The following is a 17,468-nucleotide window of genomic DNA, read 5'->3' on the forward strand; positions in this document are numbered from 1 at the left end:
TGTGTTTGCTGTACCCTTTTTTCAAGATTAGATAGTTCTTTTTTGCTGTGTGATATATTAAAGCCCGTGGGCTTCCATATTGAGGGAATCCACGGGCTTTATTGCGCTTTTTTTACAGCGCCTTTTTGTCACTTGACGATATAATAGATGTTATTCAAAGCTCTGTTGATGTTATCGACATTATGAAACCGGTATACAATTTCAAAGCAAGCGACGATTTGCCTTTGAAGAAGAAATAGGGGAAGTATATTAAAATTCAATCGCAGTCAAACTTTCGCTTGACTGCGATTGAATAAATATTATGTTTACTGTTTATCTTTATTTAGCATATTTTTCACTTCTTCAGGTGAATATACTCCGTCATTTTTGGAATGAAGTATCATATGACAGTTTGGACATACAGGTATTAGGTCAGTCTTTGGATTTACCATATGTTTTTCTTTTACCTCTCCAAGAGGATTAATATGATGAACATGGATTCTGCCAGCAAATTCGTTGCCATATATCTTTGCCGCATTAAAGCCACAAATTTTACAGCTAGTACCATGGATACGCAAACATTCTTCTCTGAGTTTTGGATCACGTTCATACACAGTTGCATTTACTTGAACTAAAGACCCTTCAATTCTTTCTTTTTGAGCAGACTTTATTATTGGATCTTCAAATGGTCTTAATCCGTTAACCTGTATGCCCATATAATCAGCTAGTTTGTACCATTCAGAACATTCTTTGACTTCTTTCATGCAAATATCAAACATCTTAGCCATTTTCGATTTATATTCAGGGTGAACATTCAGTTCATTGCACAAATCAAAAAAGCCAGATCCACAATAATGAGTCTCTTTGTTCACTACCATTACTGAAATCAATGGCAAGCCTAATCTATAACAATGTTTTGATAACTCACCAATATCAGAGCCAATTAATCTTGTGCTTTGACCAGTTAATTTGCTGAGTTGACCATACTCGATTGTATATTCCCCATTAGCAATTAAAGAGAGCATTACTTTTCCACAATCTATTTGATGTTGGGTTAATTGCTTAATAGACATATTAAAAGCCTCCTAATAGTTATTGGTATAATCATACCATAAATTCATTTAATTGTAAAGCGATTTTATCTTTTTTTACCAACAAAATCAAATATTCGATTTTTATATAAACAGTATCATTAACAGCATCATAACTTAATATATATTTATAAAACAAAAAAAGCCCGCAGAAGTCTGCGAGCTTTTTGGTGGGAGAAGGTGGATTCGAACCACCGAAGCTAGAAGCAACAGATTTACAGTCTGCCCCCTTTGGCCACTCGGGAATTCTCCCATATGAATGAAAACAAAATAATGGAGCTGGTGGACGGACTCGAACCCCCGACCTGCTGATTACAAATCAGCTGCTCTACCAACTGAGCTACACCAGCTTGTATTGCTTGATCTGTCGAACTGACGATATCTATTATATCATATCTCCAAGCACTTGTCAAGCATTTTTTATTTTGTTTTCATTTTTTTTAATAAAGTGGTCGAGGCGACAGGACTTGAACCTGCGGCATCTTGGTCCCAAACCAAGCACTCTACCAAACTGAGTTACGCCTCGTAGTTGACGTTGCACACGGTGGGGAAAAGTCTCCAGCCACGGAAAAGTTCCAAGCTTTGTGTGCCTTGAGCTTCATAGATGTTTCTGTGAAGCATTTGTCTGCGTCATCAAACAGCTTAATTATTATACTCCCCAATGCCCGTTTTGTCAATAGGTTTTTTATCACTTTGTATACTTGCACAATTATACCCCGCTTAAAAGCGATACAAATATCATTATTCAACAAATTATACCGTGATATCATACGAAAACATCAAAAATAATGTCCATAAAAGAGCCTTTTTTAAAAGAATGGTATAATTTGATGATATTTTGGTGAAACCTGTTGATTTTTAAAATGGTTTGTGTTATCATTATACTTAACAGATAATATTCGGGAGGAAAGTAAAAATGAAAACAAAGGAATGTCCTTTTTGCCATAAGGAAATATCCGAAGAAGCAATACTCTGTAAGTATTGCCATAACCTGCTTATAGACGAAAGCACGCCTGTTACGGAAGACAGCAAGCAGGAGGAGCAGAATTTCACCTCTGCTGACGATGCTGACAGAACAAGAGTGTTCACAAAGCAGGAGGCACAGGAGTATGAAGAGAAAACAAGAGCCTTTACTGTGCCTAAACAGCCGGAAGAGCCTACAGAGTTTTTCTCCACACCAATAGCTGATAGCCATGATAATAATGACGGCTCTGAGAATTATCAGGATAATTATGATAATGGCGGTTATCCTGACGATGAAAACGATTATTCCGATGATGATACAGAGGATAACGATGACGCTTCCAGAAAGAAGCTCTTTGCAATTACTGCCACTATCACAGTGGGTATACTTGTGGTGGTCATTCTTGCTATAGTTGCAGGCTATAAGATCTTCGGCTTTGGCGGAACAAATAATAAGACCACTACTACTACAAAGCCAAAAACAACTGTTGCCGCTGATGACGACAGTAAGGGAGGCGTGTTCGTCGATACCGAGAGCAGTGCAGTTTCTACCGACACAAATACCACTACCTCACAGCCGGCTGACGAAAGCTCAACACCAGCCACCGAAACCTCTGCACCTGATACAGAAACAACGACAACTACCACAACAACTGCCTCAGATACAGAAACTACAACAACTACCACAACTACAGCAGACTCAAAGCCTGACGAAACTACAACAACTACATCAGCCGAGAGCGGAGATTCTGCAAAGGCTGTCGCCGCTATCACAGCTCAGATAGACGGCAAGGTGTCTTCATATGAATACAGAACTGAGGACGCAGGCTTCATGTACTATTACGTCTTTACAGAAGACGGTCATGGCTACAGCGCCGCATATAATAAGGCAGACGGCTCAGTTGTACTTGTACAGAGCTACTGATTTTAAATAGAATATCACCGATTTTACAAAGTGCGTTTTCCTTGTGAGGACGCACTTTTTTGTTTATACAAACGTATTTTACATTGTGCATAGCAGTGTAAAGCCCGTTTTTGTGTGTAAATTCCTTTGCAAACATCTTACAATGACTTTACTTTACTTCGGTTACTGATTTTACAATGCTGATGTATCATAAGTATATCACCTGAATAGAAATAACATGAAGACCTGCACACAGGGTGCAGAGAGAAAAGGTGCAAATCAAAAAGCCCAAAGGGCAAGTATAAGAAAGAGGTTTTATATCATGAAAACAAGAACATCAAAACTGGCAGCGATCTTTACATCAGTTGCACTTGCAGCCACAATGCTCGCAAGCTGCGGAGGAAGCTCAGATAAGATCACCGTTATCTCCCGTGAGGACGGCTCAGGAACAAGAGGCGCATTCATCGAGCTGACAGGTATCGAGGAAAAAGACTCTAACGGCAACAAGACCGATAACACAAAGAAAGATGCCCTTATCTGTAAGTCAACAGACGTTGTGCTTACTCAGGTGTCAGGAGATAAGAACGCTATCGGCTATATCTCATTCGGCTCACTGAACGATACAGTAAAGGCTCTTAAAGTAGAGGGCGTTGAGCCTTCAACAGCAACTATCGAAAGCGGTGATTATAAAATAGTAAGACCTTTCAATATCGCTGTTAAAGACGGGCTGTCAGACGCCGCTCAGGACTTTGAGAACTATATCCTCAGCTCCGAGGGTCAGGATATCATCGAAAAGGCAGGCTACATAAAGATCGACAAGAGCGCAGCAGCTTACGCTTCAAACAACGCTTCCGGTAAGGTAGTAGTCAGCGGTTCATCATCAGTAACACCGGTTATGGAAAAGCTCGCCGAGTCTTATCAGAAGGCAAACACAAACGTAACAGTAGACGTTCAGCAGTCAGACTCCTCAACAGGTATCAAGGATGCTATCAACGGCACATCTGATATCGGTATGGCTTCAAGAGATATCTCAGACGACGAGCTTTCACAGGGTATCAAGTCTGTAACTATCGCTCAGGACGCTATCGCAGTTATCGTAAATAAGGATAACGCAGTTGAAGATATCACAATGGACGAGATAAAGGCTATCTATACAGGCTCAAAGACAACATGGTCTGACGAAAGCAAATAAGCTATCAAGTTAATTCTCCATAAAGATTTGCACAAGACAAAACTTTGGGCGGCACAGCAAATTGTCGCCCCCTTTGTCTGAGCAAAAAAACAAGTGAAAAATTTTCAGAGGTGATAATTACGTTGACGGAAAACACAGCGGTGGCAGCGAATACAGCCGCTCAGAAGCCAACAGCAAAACAAAGTTCCCACCTGCTTGAGAAAGCGATGAAAGCATTGTTTTTCCTTTGCGCCTGCGTTTCAGTTGCGGCAGTAATAGTAATATGTATCTTCATGTTCGCTAAAGGCTGTCCTGCAATCGCCGAAATAGGCGTGGGAAACTTCCTCTTCGGAACAGACTGGAGTCCTAGAAACGTCCCTGCTTCATATGGTATCTTCCCTATGATAGTCGGCTCTCTCTACTGCACCGCAGGAGCAATAATAATTGGTGTGCCGATTGGACTTTTAACAGCGATATTTATGGCAAAATTCTGTCATAAAAAGCTTTTCAAGTGGCTCATGCCTCCAATAAATCTTCTTGCAGGCATACCGTCCATTGTATACGGCTTTTTCGGCATGGTAGTTGTAGTTCCTATCATAAGAAACCTTTTCGGCGGCACAGGAAACAGCGTGCTTACAGTTTCCATTATCCTCGGTATCATGATACTTCCTACTATCGTGGGCATGAGCGTGAGCGCACTTAAAGCCGTTCCTGACAGTTACTATGAGGGCGCAGTCGCCCTTGGCGCAACACACGAAAGAGCAGTTGCAACAGTCGTTTTCCCTGCCGCAAAGTCAGGCATACTCGCAAGCGTTATCCTTGCAGTGGGCAGAGCGATAGGCGAAACAATGGCAGTTATCATGATAGCAGGCAACTCCACTATCATTCCGCATTCCCTCCTGGACAGCGTCCGTACCCTCACAGGCAATATCGTAATCGAAATGAGCTATGCCGAGGGACTTCACTATGACGCCCTTATCGGAACAGGCGTTGTGCTGTTCGTGTTCATTCTTCTTCTGAACCTTTGCTTTAACCTTGTCACAAACAGAAAGGATAAAGGGTGATAAAAATGTCAGACAGAATGAAAACCTATAAAACACACCCCATGTCATTGGTGTTTAATATCTTAACCAAAATAGCAGTTGTGCTTACCATAAGCGTGTTCGTTCTTATCGTGGGCTATGTGGTGATAAAGGGCGTTCCTTATCTGAAACCGTCCCTTTTCGCAAAGACCTATACCACCGAGAACGTGTCAATGCTCCCCGCTATCGTGAACACCTTTGAAATGCTTCTGGTGTCCCTGGCAATAGCCGCACCTCTGGGCATATTCTGCGCAATATATCTCGTTGAGTATGCAAAGAAAGGCAATAAATTCGTCAGAGTCATAAGACTTACTACAGAAACACTTTCAGGTATCCCGTCCATAGTCTACGGACTTTTCGGAAATATGTTCTTTGTGCTTGCCCTTAACTGGAAGCTCTCAATGCTCTCAGGCGCTTGCACATTGGCGATAATGGTGCTTCCGCTCATAATCCGTTCTACCGAGGAAGCGCTGAAATCTGTAGACGACAGCTTCCGTGAGGGCAGCTACGGACTTGGCGCAGGAAAGCTCAGAACTATCTTCGTTATCGTTCTGCCTCCTTCAATAAGCGGTATCCTCTCAGGCGTTATCCTTGCAATGGGAAGAATTTTCGGCGAAACAGCCGCCCTTATCTATACCGCAGGAACTATCGCCAAGTATGCAGGCCTTACAGACTCAGGACGTACCCTTTCTATCCATATGTATTCACTTTCAAACGAGGGACTTTATATGAATGAAGCAAGCGCTACAGCAGTTGTCCTGCTGGCAGTTGTACTTCTTCTTAACGGACTTGCGTCCCTTGTTGCCAGAAAGCTTTCCAAAGGAGGAAACTAATAAATGACACAGCCAAAACTGCAGGTGAAAAACTGCGATCTCTTTTATGGAGATTTTCAGGCTCTCAAAAATATAAACTTGTCCATAGCCGAAAAGGAGATAACCGCATTCATAGGCCCTTCAGGCTGCGGAAAATCTACTCTTCTTAAGTCCCTCAACCGTATGAACGACCTTGTAGAGGGCTGTAAGATAACAGGCGATTTTACCCTTGACGGGGAGAATATCTATAAAGATATGGAAATAACCGAGCTTAGAAAGCGTGTGGGAATGGTTTTCCAGAAACCAAACCTCTTCCCGATGTCTATTTACGATAATATCGCATACGGCCCAAGAACTCACGGCATAAAGAAAAAAGCCGACCTTGACGAGATAGTCGAAACAACTCTCCGTCAGGCTTCCGTGTGGGACGAAACAAAGGACAGACTTAAAAAGTCAGCCCTGGGTATGTCAGGCGGACAGCAGCAGCGTATCTGTATCGCAAGAGCACTCGCCGTAAAGCCGGAGGTGCTTCTTATGGACGAGCCTACATCAGCCCTTGACCCTATCTCCACTATCAAAATAGAGGAGCTTGCCACAGAGCTTAAAAAGAATTACACTATCGTTATCGTCACCCATAATATGCAGCAGGCGACCCGTATATCCGATAAAACAGCCTTTTTCCTCCATGGCGAGATAGTCGAGTTCGACGAAACTCAGCGTATCTTCTCCAATCCTAAGGAACAGAAAACTCTCGAGTATATCACAGGACGTTTCGGATAAACGCTTTGGAAATATAGGTGAAAGGAAGAAATATCTATGCGTGCGAATTTTGACAATAAGCTCAGCGAGCTTAACAAAAAGCTGCTTTCTATGGCAGCAATGACAGAGCAGATAATCGCAATGTCAATAAAATCTCTTGAAGAGCAGAATACAAAGCTTGCCCGTGAAACGGTGGAGTTTGACGCCAAGATAAACGAGGCGGAGCGTGAGGTAGAGAGGATCTGTCTTAACCTGCTCTTGCAGCAGCAGCCTGTTTTTGCCGAGGATCTCAGACGTGTGTCCGCTGCACTTAAAATGATAACCGATATCGAGCGTGTTGGCGATCAGTCAGCAGATATTGCAGATCTGAATATCCGGCTTATAAAGAAAAAGCAGAAATGGGATCTTAGCGATATCAGTGAAATGGCAAGAGCCGCCACACAAATGGTGAACGACGCTATCGACGCCTATGTGAACAATGACGAGGAGCTTGCAAAGAAGGTCATAAGCTCAGACGATAAAATAGACGAGCTTTTTGTAAAGACTAAGGATAAGATAATCGACGAGATAGCAGCCGATAAGGCAAACGGTGAAAAAGCCATAGATACCCTCATGGTGGCAAAATACTTCGAGCGTATCGGTGACCATGCGGTAAATATCGCAGAATGGGTGGTATTCTCCGTAACAGGCGTCCATAAAACAGAAAGAATCATGTAAAATATCACGATAAAAGGCGGAAATACCGCCTTTTTGCTCTTCTTGTACGATTTTACTCAGATTTTACTCAGCCTGATTTGTTATTTTACAATTATGTTGTATAATGTTCATTGTAAACATTGTAACAATAGTGTAAAATTATTATCAGGGAGTGTCAGTATGACGATTTTTAATGTTCTGACCCTTATAGGCGGTCTTGCAATGTTCCTTTACGGAATGAATGTAATGGGTAACGGGCTGGAAAAACTCGCAGGAGGAAAGCTTGAAAAAATATTTGAAAGGCTCACCTCAAACCCTATCAAGGCAATGTTGCTTGGACTTTCTGTAACAGCGGTCATTCAGTCCTCCTCAGCCACCACAGTAATGCTGGTGGGCTTTGTAAACGCAGGCATCATGAAGCTCCATTCCGCCATAGGCGTTATAATGGGCGCAAATATCGGTACTACCGTAACAGCGTGGATATTGTCTTTGTCAGGACTTAACGGTGACAGCTTTCTTATAAAAATGCTCAAGCCGTCCTCGTTCTCGCCTATCCTTGCGATAATAGGCGTTGCAATGCTGACGTTCTCAAAAAACGATAAGAAAAAGGATATCGCATCTATACTCGTAGGCTTTGCAGTGCTCATGTTCGGAATGGACTCAATGAGCGGTGCAGTCGCACCTCTTAAAGACGTTCCTGAGTTCGCAGAAATGCTTCTCTGGTTCAAAAACCCTATTCTGGGCGTTCTGGCTGGCGCACTTCTTACCGCTATCATCCAGTCCTCATCTGCTTCCGTTGGTATCCTTCAGGCTCTCTCAGCCACAGGTGCAATAACCTTCGGTTCAGCGCTTCCTATAATTTTAGGACAGAATATAGGTACTTGCGTAACAGCACTGCTTTCATCAATAGGCACAAGCAAAAACGCAAAGCGTGTTGCAGTTGTCCACCTCTATTTTAATATAATAGGAACAGTGCTTTTCCTTACAGTGTTCTATCTGCTCAATGCCTTTATCGGCTTCTCGTTCGTTGACGGAGTTGTGGGCGCAAAGGAGATAGCTATTGTGCATACTATATTCAACCTGTCAACATCTATCATACTTCTGCCATTTATCAAAGTCCTTGAAAAGCTTGCCTACCTCACTGTCAAAGACAAAGAGGGGGAGGGAAATAAGGACAATATCGAAGAGCAGTTCAAGCTTCTTGATGAAAGATTTCTCCAGTCACCGTCTTTTGCAGTTGAAAAGTGCAGAGAGCTTACAAACCGCATGGGCGAGATAGCAAAAGAAAGCATAGACATGGCAATGAGCATCTGCGTCGATAAGTACGATAAGGAAAAGGCAGAGCAGATAGCCGCAAATGAAGCAGCCGTCGATCTCTATGAGGATAGACTCGGCACATATCTTGTAAAGCTTTCAAGCCGAGATCTTTCTGCAAAGGATTCTCAGTCAGTTTCAACTATACTTCATGTTATAGGCGACTTTGAGCGTATCTCCGACCACGCCATGAACATGGTGTCCGTTGCCGAGGAAAAACAGCAGAAGGATCTGAATTTCACATCACAGGCAACAGCCGAAGTAAAAGTTATGTGCAGTGCCGTAAGAGATGTTTTGGATATCGCCATGGAAGCTTTTGAAAAGCACGATCTGGAGCTTGCCACAAGAGTTGAACCGCTTGAGGAAGTGGTGGATAAGATAAGAACAAAGCTTAAAAACCGCCATGTAAAAAGGCTTCAAACAGGCGAGTGTACCATAGAAATGGGCTTTGTGTTCTCCGATCTGCTCACAAATTTGGAAAGAGTTTCAGACCATTGCTCAAATATAGCGGTCTGCCTTATACAGGAAAACGACGAAAGCTTTGACGTCCACGAGTATGTTCAGATGCTTAAAAATTCAGGCGAGGGCTTTGACGGACAGGTCAAACGCTACAGCGAGAAATACGCTCTGCCTGCTAAAGAGTTTTAACGAAAAGGGGTAAGATCTATGGCACTTATATATTGTGTAGAAGACGATGACGGAATAAGAGAGCTTATATCCTGCGCGCTTAAATCAGGCGGATATGAGGTGAAAGCATTTCCAAAAGCAAAACCGTTTTATGAAGAGATAAGAAACAATGAGCCTTCGCTGGTGCTTCTTGACATAATGCTTCCTGACGAGGACGGATATTCCATACTTTCAAAGCTCAAAAAAGACAGCCACACTCAGGACGTTCCTGTTATAATGCTTACCGCAAAATCAAGCGAGCTTGATAAGGTGTCAGGTCTTGAAATGGGCGCAGACGACTATATAACAAAGCCGTTCGGCGTAATGGAACTGCTTTCAAGAATAAAAGCCGTTTTAAGACGTGCAGGCAAGCAGAACGCCGAGGCTGACGTAATAGAAGAACAGGGCGTATCCCTTGACGCATCAAGACGTATCTGTACATATAACGGTCAGGAGGTCGTTTTGACCTATAAGGAATTTGAGCTTTTGATGTATCTTATGCGCCATAAGTCCATAGCCGTGAGCCGTGATAAGCTTATGGAAATGGTCTGGGGCTATGAGTTTGCAGGGGAAACAAGAACTGTTGATATGCACATCAAGACCCTCAGACAAAAGCTAGAAGCCGCAGGCTGTACTGATCTTATCAAAACAGTCCGTGGCATAGGCTACAAAATATAAAAATTTTCAGATAAGGAGGAACAGCATATGCAGAAAAAACTCTATAAAGTCATGACGATACTTGTTTCATGTACAGTGCTGTTTTTCCTTTTAGTAGCAGGCTCTCTTGGATATTCTACCTATCAGCGTTTCACTAAAAATGAGCTTAAATCCGCTGCAAAACTCGTTGCCGCAGGAAACAATAAACCCTCAGAAATGGCTGATATTTTGGAAAGATCAGTAGAATATGATGTCCGTGTCACCTTTATCGACGCACAGGGCAATGTAAAATATGACTCTGAAGCAGATCCCGCCAAAATGGAAAACCACTCCGACCGTGAAGAGTTCAAAGAGGCTATGGCAAATGGCGATGGCGAATCCACAAGATTTTCCAAGACCCTTGGATATACTACATATTATTATGCCATAAAATATGACAGTGGCGTGCTGAGATTTTCTACAGATAAGGAAAACCTTGCAGGGGTGTTCCTTGCAGTGATACCAATGCTGGTGGTGTTCGCAGGAGGAATAATCTTTATCACCACCATAATCTCCATAAAGCTTTCAGAAAGCATGATAAAGCCGATAAATTCCCTTGTAAAACAGCTTGATCTTAGGAACGAGAATATCGGTCAGTTTGAAACGCCTTATGAAGAACTTGAACCTATCATAAAAAATGCAGACGTTCTTATGGGACGAATACATAAGAACATGAATAAAATAAAGGCAGAGAGAGAAAAAATATCACTTATCACTGAAAATATGGTTGAGGGCATGATACTTCTTGACGAGGACATGACAGTGCTTTCGGTAAATAAGAGCGCCTTGAAAATTCTTGGCAACAGCTTTGATCCTACGGAGCATACCAAGATAAACCATATGACAAACGATCAGCAGATAATAGGTCTGCTTGAAGAAGCCAAGGAAAGCGGTGCAGCAAAAGGTATCATCACAGAAAAAAGCCGTTTTTACCGTACCTTTGCAAATAAGGTCTACAGCGAAAACACCCTTGATTTTGGTATCATAATCTTCTTTGTTGACGTAACAGAGGAGATACAAAGCGAGCAGATACGCCGTGACTTCTCAGCCAACGTATCTCACGAGCTTAAAACTCCGCTTACCACCATAAAAGGCTTTGGCGAGCTTCTTGAAAACGGCATTTTCACCAAGGAAGAGGACGTGAAGAAATACGGCGGTATGATATATCGTGAAAGCGAAAGACTTTTGTATCTTATAAACGATATTATCAGGCTTTCCCAGATAGAAGAGCAGGAACACGTTTTGTCTGATAAAATAGACCTGCTGAAAACCGCCCATGACGTAGAGGAGATACTCCGTCACAAGGCAGATAATAGAGAGGTCACAATGACCATTGAGGGCGAACCTGTTCAGATATACGGCAATCAGAGCTATATCACAGAACTGTTTTTAAATCTCATGGACAACGCCATAAAGTACAATCATGAGGGCGGAAGCCTGAATGTAACGGTCGGCATAGAGGACGGCAAAGCCGTGGCAGTGTTCAGCGACACAGGCATAGGCATATCCGACGAACATCAAAGCCGAATCTTTGAACGTTTTTACCGAGTTGATAAAAGCCGTTCCAAGAAGATAGGAGGCACAGGCTTAGGGCTTTCTATAGTAAAGCATATAGTCGCATATCACAGCGGTGAGATATCCCTTGAAAGCGAGCTTGAAAAGGGAACTGCCATAACAGTGAAGCTGCCTTTCAACGAGCCTGAAACACAGCAGGCTGAGGAAACAGCGGTAACAGAATAATAATCACGCCGTTCTGACGAGAAGTCGGAACGGCGTTTTTGTGCAGGTACATGGTATACAAATTTTTAAGGGGAAGGGCGATAAAGAAAGGACAAAAAAACAAGCGGGCGACCAAAGGTCGCACCAGTATGTCGTAAAAGTGTTAAATCAACGGGCGAACGCTGTTCGCCCCTACAAAAAAATCATCGCCGCAGGCGATACCATGATTCCTCACTCCTCATTCCTCATTTACCTCCCCCTGTTGCATTTTCTCCCCAAGTGTGCTATAATGACCTCAACAGACTTTATCTTATGGAGGTAACAAAATGTCAGAAGAAAACAAAAACGTTCAGGAAACCAAGGACGATAAAAAGGAAGGCAACGTCCTTGCAGGCTTCGTTCTCTACACAGACGCTAACATGGATTGGCTCAGATTTAAAAAGTTTCTGAAAGACGATTGGAACATCGTTCCGCAGGACGATGTAAAAGACAACGCTATGGTATTCAAGGTTGGCGATATGGTGGTCGCTTGCTCACTTATGCCTAACCCAGTTCCTAACAAGGAAGCTGAAAATGCGGCAAAGTATAATATTCTCTGGAAAGAGGGCGCAAACGAGGTCGCTAAGCATCAGGCGCACGTTATGCTCGCTGTAATGAATAAAACAAGCGCTGTTGAGCAGGCTATCCTCTTTGCAAAAGTGGCAAGCTCTCTGCTCAAGCTCGATAACGCTATCGGTATCTATAAAGACCCGACAGTTTATGAGAAGAATTTCTATGTGAACTTTGCCGAAACTATCAAAGATGGCGAGTATCCGATGCCTATTCTTATCTACACAGGTATGTATCTTGCTAAAACAGGTCTTTGCGCTTTCACATCAGGCATGAGATTTTTCGGATATGAGGAAATGGAGATAGTTGACTCTCCAAAACAGCCCAACGACCTGCTTGGATTTTTGCTTTCTATCTCCGAGTATGTGCTTTCTGAGGGCGTTGAGCTTAAAGACGGCGAAACTATCGGCTTCTCTGAGGAGCAAAAGCTCCCTATCACTCTGTCAGACGGCGTGAGCGTTCCGGGCAAGACCCTGAAAATAAAGTATTAAACAGCGTAAATGCGTGACTTTCTGTAGGGGCGGACATTGTTTGCCCGTTATCGGTCACTTGCACATGATTTTTAGATATTTCTAAGCCGTACAATTTGTGCGGCTTTTTTTGTGCATAACCGAAAAACTTTCCGCAGACCTCTGTTTTAATTGACTTTTAGTGTGTTCAGTGATATACTTAGATGTGTATCGCCTTTTGTCGGAATAAGCCGACAATGGCTGTTTTATCAATTTTTGTTAGGAGTTTTGTTGTGGTATTTGCAGATCTATTTTTCTTGTATTTTTTCCTGCCTGTGTGCCTGATATGCTATTTTATCACACGCAGTACAGCCATAAGAAATGCAGTGCTGGTGGTGTTTTCACTTATCTTTTACGCATGGGGCGAGCCTGTCTGGGTGAGTATCCTCATAGTTTCCTCCCTTGTGGACTACATAAATGGTCGGGTGATAGAAAAACACCCCGAAGGCTGGCAGGCAAAAGCGGCGCTTGCATGGTCGCTTGTCTTTAACCTTGGAGTGCTGTTCGGTTTCAAGTATACGGCGTTCTTTGTGGAAAATCTTAACAATTGGTTCGGTCTAGGCATACCGGTGCCTAATATCGTTTTGCCTATCGGTATCTCTTTCTATACGTTCCAGACTATTTCCTATACCGTCGATTGCTATTGGGGCAAGGTCAAGCCTCAGAAAAACTTCGGCAGATTTCTTTTGTATGTATCCATGTTCCCACAGCTCGTTGCAGGACCTATCGTAAGATACTCCGTTATCGGCGAGGAGATAAACGAAAGAAAGACCACCGCCAAGGATATCTCCGACGGCTTTTCAAGAATAATCCTCGGACTTGGCAAAAAGGTCATTATCGCAAATAACCTCAGCACTATTGTAACAGCCCTTTTCGGCTCTGCTTCAAACGGCTATGAAAATATAAAGACCCTCTCTGTGGCAGGCACATGGCTTGGCGCAATTCTTGTGGGTCTGTGGTATTATTTTGACTTCTCAGGCTATTCAGATATCGCTATCGGTCTTGGCAGGATATTCGGCTTCCACTTTGATGAGAACTTTAAATATCCTTTTATCTGCAAAACTATCTCAGAGTTCTGGCAGAGGTGGCATATCTCCCTTAGCTCATTTTTCAGAGATTATGTGCTTTATCTCCCTATCTTCGGCAAAAGAAGAAAATACGGAGGACTTTTCCTTGTATGGTTCTGCACAGGACTTTGGCACGGCGCAAGCTGGAACTTTGTTTTCTGGGGACTTTACTATGGATTGTTCATATTCTTTGAAATGCTCATAGGTAAAAAGCGCATGAAGAAAATGCCTGTACCCCTTGCACATATCTATACAAAGCTTGTTATTTTCATAGGCTTTGGAATATTCTATTTTGAGAACCTCGGCTCGCTGGGTACGTTCTTCAAGGCACTTGTTGGAGCAAATGGAAACAAGCTGACCGACACAGTTACACAGCACCTTTTCATGAACAATATCTGGCTTTTTGCAGCGGCAGTACTTTTCACAATGCCTGTTATACCAAAGATCAAAGAAAAGGCGCTCTCTGCAAAGGGTACAGCCTATTTTATGCAGTCAGCAGGTATCCTATGCAATGCGGCGATACTTGTTCTCTCAAGCGTTCTGCTTGTGAACACAACAAACAATCCGTTCTTGTATTTCAGATTTTAGGCAGGTGAAAGAGTATGGCAAATAATAAAGATTTTGAAAAGGACTTCAAACTGCCTGATACAAAGGCTCTTTCAGAAGCCTATACAGAGTATCTTGACAGCGTTACTTTCGGTGGAAAGCCTATAGGCGAGGAAAAGAAAAAGCCTGAAGCTGTCAGCATGGCAAAAGTTGACGAAACGGAGAAAAGCTCCACTGTCCATGACGAAATAGTGGAAAAGATAGTCAGAAAAAACAAGGCTCTCAGCCACAGCATTTGGACGGACGAGCCTGTTTTGAAGCCAAAGAAAAGCGTATGGCTAAATACTGATGATGATAATGAAGAAGCATTGAAAACAGTTGAGAAAAAAGCTGAAAAAGTTGAAAATTCTCAGTCTGTACAAAAAGCTCAGGAGAAAAATGCTGAGGAAAAGGCTTCTGATAATGAGGTCATTATCCCATTTTCCAAAGAGAAAAATCACATAAACGGCACTAAAAAAGAGATATCTGTGGCAGTTTCAGCAGACGGAACTGTGAAAAAGCTGCCGAATAAGAAGAATTTCGTGCTGAAGATACCTGACAGCTATTATAGGGAATATGACGCAGCGGCACAGGATAAAGGCCCTGTTATCGCAGGGAAAAGGGTCGAGATAATCGACAAGAGAAGCCCTGAGAAAAAGCCTGAGAATGCTCAGAAGCCCAGCAGGGTAGAGGCGACAATAAATGTCAGAGTGCCTGTTCAGAAAGAGCAGGAGCCTGTCAGGAAAGCTGAAAAAAAGGCTGAACCTAAATCTGAGCCGAAACCTGATCCTGTGGAAAAAGAAGAAAGCGACGCTAAGGCAGAGGAAGCTTACAGAAAAGGCATCGAAAAGGCAAAAAAACGTCGTGAGGAACGTGAAAAGGCTAAGAAAAACAATATACACGAGCTGGAGTTTAATGTTATAAATTCTGTTGTTTGTCTGCTTATTGTTTTCGGCGTGTTTGCGGCACTGCTTGTGATGAAGCGTGAAAGCGGTTTTATACAGTCAGAAAACAGAAACCTTGCGACTTTTCCGAAATTTTCGCTGTCATCATATTTTGACGGTGACTTCACAAGCGGAATAACCGAATATTTTACCGACACTGTTCCAAACAGAGAAAAGCTTAAATCTTTCTGCTCTGATTTTACGAATATGCTTGGAATAAAGCTCAACGATACTGTTATAACGGGCGATTTCAAAACGGTGGAAAAAGAAGAGCTGGATCAGGATAAGATCGCAAAAACAACAACTGTAACGGCTTTTACAGGTTCGAGGACCACCACCACTGCGGATACAAAGACCACCGACACAAGCACAACTACGAAAAAATTAACGGAAAGCGAAAAGGTAGTTGACGTGCCTGACAATCTTGACGACGGTCAGTGGGAGGGTGACGTTATAGTATCCGGCAAGGGCGAAAACGTCCGTGCAATGGGTGCATACTATGGCACGTTCGAGAACGGCGACAAGTATGCGAACACCATAAACAAATGGAAGGCTGACCTTGGGGACAGCGTGAACGTATACAATATGTCTATCCCGACTTCGGCGGCTTATTATATGCCGAACAATCTCAAGGACGCTGTTTCAGATCAGAAAGACAATATCGACAACATTGCCGCAGGTCTTAACGGAATAATCAACACCGATGTTTATGACTCTCTGGCTGAGCATACAAAGGAATATATCTACTCAAGAACGGATCATCATTGGCAGCCTTTGGGAGCATACTATGCGGCGCAGGTTTTTGCCGATCAGTCGGGAATAGATTTTCCAGACCTTGATACCTACGATAAATGGGAGATAGACGGCTTTGTGGGAACGATGTATGCTTACAGCAATTACAACAGTGAGTTGAAAAAATATCCTGACAAGTTCATTTACTATAAGCCTGACAATAATGATGATCTGACGGTAAAGTACTATGATACGGAGTTTAAAAACCCTGTGGAGTCTACACTGTTTTTTGACTATGCAGAGGGTGTGAACTGCTATTCTGCGATACTCAACGTGGATCAGGAGATAGCTGAGATAGACACGGGCGTGGACAATGGCAGAGTGCTTGTGGTGTTCAAAGACAGCTTTGGAAATGCTCTGATACCATTTTTCACCCATGGCTTCTCAAAAATCTATGTTTGTGATTTCAGATATTTTGATATAAACGCTATTGATTTTTGTAAAGAAGTGGGCTGCACAGACCTGCTGTTTGCAATATCGTTGACGAGCTGTTCAACGCCTAGTAAGGTGGATTGTTTGAATAATATTAGGATACAGTAGGAGCTAAGTGAGGAGTGGATTAAGTGAGGAATGAGGAGTGGATTAAGTGAGGAGTGAGGAATTAGGAATGAGGAATGAGGAATGAGCAAAGCTGCCCCCAAGCACCGAGCGAAGCGAGAGATAAAGCGCACGCTCAAGCCCGGCGCTAGAGGGCTTGTGGGGTCTAGGGGCAAAGCCCCTAGCGGAGTATGAGGCAGAGCCTCATTCGGCGCAAGCCGACAAGGTGCAGATTTAATGAAAAATAGCATATAGAAGTCAGATATTAGATGAAAGTGATATCGGAGAATAAAATCTGCACCGCTTTTCTATCCCATAGCAAAACGTAGATACGCAAAGAGCGGAGCGATTTTGCGGCGGAATAAACTATCAATAAAAATTGTAGGGGCTGGCGCCCTCGACAGCCCGCTCGAAGGAGCGAGGTTTGAATTATCAAGAGCTCATGTAGAAAACATTATGTGGATAACACAAATGAGATTGCAGACGAAATGTCGGAGGGTCGGGACGTCGAGGGCGCCAGCCCCTACAAGCGTGATAGGATAGTTTTTTGTTCTGTCCTACAATGGTTGTAAT

General features: G+C 43.0%; 13 protein-coding genes and 3 tRNA genes. 12 read left to right on the forward strand and 4 right to left on the reverse strand.

All coding sequences use genetic code 11. The features are described from left to right. Positions 1-305: 305 nt before the first annotated feature. The 4 genes from WS40_RS11595 to WS40_RS09165 all read right to left on the reverse strand — a co-directional run bounded on the left by WS40_RS11595 (position 306) and on the right by WS40_RS09165 (position 1,596). On the reverse strand, positions 306-1,052 hold the full coding sequence (locus WS40_RS11595; protein WP_118160260.1) for an HNH endonuclease: 747 nt from the start codon (positions 1,050-1,052) through the stop codon (positions 306-308). Positions 1,053-1,238: 186 nt separating this feature from the next. Beyond that, positions 1,239-1,323 (reverse strand) — tRNA-Tyr (locus WS40_RS09155). Positions 1,324-1,344: 21 nt separating this feature from the next. Then, positions 1,345-1,420, reverse strand: a tRNA-Thr gene (locus WS40_RS09160). Positions 1,421-1,519: 99 nt separating this feature from the next. Further along, positions 1,520-1,596 (reverse strand) — tRNA-Pro (locus WS40_RS09165). A gap of 390 nt (positions 1,597-1,986) precedes the next feature. On the opposite strand from WS40_RS09165, the gene WS40_RS11600 reads away from it, so the two are divergent. From WS40_RS11600 to WS40_RS11605, 12 genes are all read left to right on the forward strand, one after another. After that, positions 1,987-2,958: a hypothetical protein gene (locus WS40_RS11600; protein WP_325208507.1), complete on the forward strand. Its 972-nt coding sequence runs from the start codon at positions 1,987-1,989 to the stop codon at positions 2,956-2,958. Positions 2,959-3,259: 301 nt separating this feature from the next. Next, a complete protein-coding gene (locus WS40_RS09175) occupies positions 3,260-4,129 on the forward strand; it encodes a substrate-binding domain-containing protein (RefSeq protein WP_046441753.1) in 870 nt (289 codons plus the stop codon). A gap of 206 nt (positions 4,130-4,335) precedes the next feature. Then, complete coding sequence (gene pstC, locus WS40_RS09180) at positions 4,336-5,172, forward strand: phosphate ABC transporter permease subunit PstC (RefSeq protein ID WP_046441770.1); 837 nt, start codon at positions 4,336-4,338, stop codon at positions 5,170-5,172. 5 nt (positions 5,173-5,177) lie between these two features. Next, the gene (gene pstA / locus WS40_RS09185) at positions 5,178-6,023 is read left to right on the forward strand and encodes a phosphate ABC transporter permease PstA (RefSeq protein ID WP_038670498.1); all 846 of its coding nucleotides are present in this window, start codon (positions 5,178-5,180) and stop codon (positions 6,021-6,023) included. A 3-nt stretch (positions 6,024-6,026) separates the two neighbouring features. Next, a complete protein-coding gene (gene pstB, locus WS40_RS09190) occupies positions 6,027-6,782 on the forward strand; it encodes a phosphate ABC transporter ATP-binding protein PstB (protein WP_022287586.1) in 756 nt (251 codons plus the stop codon). Between the two features lie 36 nt (positions 6,783-6,818). Next, a complete protein-coding gene (gene phoU / locus WS40_RS09195; protein ID WP_046441755.1) occupies positions 6,819-7,478 on the forward strand; it encodes a phosphate signaling complex protein PhoU in 660 nt (219 codons plus the stop codon). Positions 7,479-7,637: 159 nt separating this feature from the next. Then, positions 7,638-9,419: a Na/Pi cotransporter family protein gene (locus tag WS40_RS09200; protein ID WP_046441757.1), complete on the forward strand. Its 1,782-nt coding sequence runs from the start codon at positions 7,638-7,640 to the stop codon at positions 9,417-9,419. A gap of 18 nt (positions 9,420-9,437) precedes the next feature. After that, on the forward strand, positions 9,438-10,115 hold the full coding sequence (locus WS40_RS09205; RefSeq protein ID WP_046441758.1) for a response regulator transcription factor: 678 nt from the start codon (positions 9,438-9,440) through the stop codon (positions 10,113-10,115). 27 nt (positions 10,116-10,142) lie between these two features. After that, entirely contained in the window at positions 10,143-11,873 is a 1,731-nt protein-coding gene (locus WS40_RS09210; RefSeq protein WP_046441760.1) for an ATP-binding protein, read from the forward strand. Between the two features lie 305 nt (positions 11,874-12,178). After that, on the forward strand, positions 12,179-12,952 hold the full coding sequence (locus WS40_RS09220) for a DUF4261 domain-containing protein (RefSeq protein ID WP_022287580.1): 774 nt from the start codon (positions 12,179-12,181) through the stop codon (positions 12,950-12,952). A 251-nt stretch (positions 12,953-13,203) separates the two neighbouring features. Next, a complete protein-coding gene (locus WS40_RS09225) occupies positions 13,204-14,625 on the forward strand; it encodes an MBOAT family O-acyltransferase (RefSeq protein WP_046441764.1) in 1,422 nt (473 codons plus the stop codon). A gap of 14 nt (positions 14,626-14,639) precedes the next feature. After that, complete coding sequence (locus tag WS40_RS11605; protein WP_325208508.1) at positions 14,640-16,898, forward strand: DHHW family protein; 2,259 nt, start codon at positions 14,640-14,642, stop codon at positions 16,896-16,898. Positions 16,899-17,468: the final 570 nt, after the last annotated feature.

The organism is Ruminococcus sp. N15.MGS-57 (assembly GCF_000980385.1).
Lineage (GTDB): Bacteria > Bacillota > Clostridia > Oscillospirales > Ruminococcaceae > Hominimerdicola > Hominimerdicola aceti.